Source organism: Paenibacillus sp. tmac-D7, from assembly GCF_006519665.1.
Classification (GTDB): Bacteria; Bacillota; Bacilli; order Paenibacillales; family NBRC-103111; genus Paenibacillus_G; species Paenibacillus_G validus.
In genome coordinates this window covers 1-1,259 of sequence record NZ_VIDW01000118.1, presented here as the reverse complement: position 1 = coordinate 1,259, position 1,259 = coordinate 1, and the positions used below count along the sequence as shown (strand labels likewise).

The window sequence follows — 1,259 nt, the reverse complement described above, 5'->3', positions numbered from 1 at the left end:
CTTGCAACCGGTCTCCGAAATGGATGGCAAGCTGTGATATACATTCTTTCCAACTTCGAAGCGGCATAGTCCATTTTTTGGATGCATCGATTGTGGCAAGATAGATGATCTTCCGCAAAGCATCGTCTGACGGATAAGCCGTTTTTGTTTTGGTTACCTTTCGAAGTTGACGATGATAACCTTCGATAATATTGGTCGTGTAGATCATTTTTCGTATTTCCGCCGGATAGCTGAAATAAGCCGTTAGTTCAATCCAGTTATTCTCCCAAGAGCGAATAATGATAGGGTACTTCTTGCCCCACTTCTCCTTGAAAGCAGCGAAAGCAGTTTCAGCCTCTTCTAGCGTAAGAGCTTGATACACTTTTTTCAAATCAGCCAAGACTGCACGCTCTTCCTTGAAGGGAACGTATTTCATAGAGTTGCGAATCTGATGAATGACGCACAATTGAATCTGCGTTCGAGGAAATGCAGCATGAATAGCCTCGGAAAAGCCAGCTAGACCGTCTTTACAAGCGATAAGTATATCTTCAACGCCGCGGCTTTTTAACTCCGTACATACGTTCAACCAGAAGCTGGCACTCTCATGCTCTCCGATCCAAATGCCAAGAATATCCTTCTGCCCCGCCATATTGATGCCCAGAACGCTGTATGCCGCCTTATTGATGATGCGGTTGTCCTGACGAACCTTGAAATGAATCGCATCTAAAAACACGATAGGATAGACCCTTTCAAGCGGTCTGGACTGCCACTCAGACACCAGTGGCATGATCTTATCGGTAACCTTACTGATCATTGTAGGAGACACATCAATGCCATACAAATCCTTCATGTGGTCCTCAATGTCACGAGTTGACATTCCTTTAGCATACAGACCGATAATCTGTTCCTCTAAGCCGTTAACACTCGTTTCATGTTTTTTAACAATCTGAGGCTCGAACTCACTGTTTCGATCACGGGGGACGTTAAGTTCGGTATTACCAAACTTCGTTTTGATTGTCTTTTTACTGTATCCATTGCGGCTATTTCCCGTATTGTCGCCGTCAGAGCTATGTTTGCTGTAGCCTAAATGATCATCCATCTCCGCTTCAAACAACTGCTGGATCGTATCCTTAAATAAATTCTTCAGCATTTCATGTACATCTTCAACTGTACGGCAATCTTTTGCGAGTTCCTTAATCGTTTTGTCCTTCAAGTCTTGCATAAATGATCATCTCCTTAATGGAAAGTTTAACCATTTACACAAAACTTTTTACGTCCTC

The 1,259-nt window shown here is 43.1% G+C and carries 1 protein-coding gene; it reads right to left on the bottom strand.

Annotated elements, in window-relative coordinates; all coding sequences use genetic code 11:
• Window positions 1–1,201, bottom strand: a 1,201-nt coding sequence (locus tag FKP33_RS26720; RefSeq protein ID WP_141336829.1) for an IS256 family transposase, incomplete at its 3' end; no start/stop codon positions are given.
• Window positions 1,202–1,259 lie beyond the last annotated feature (58 nt).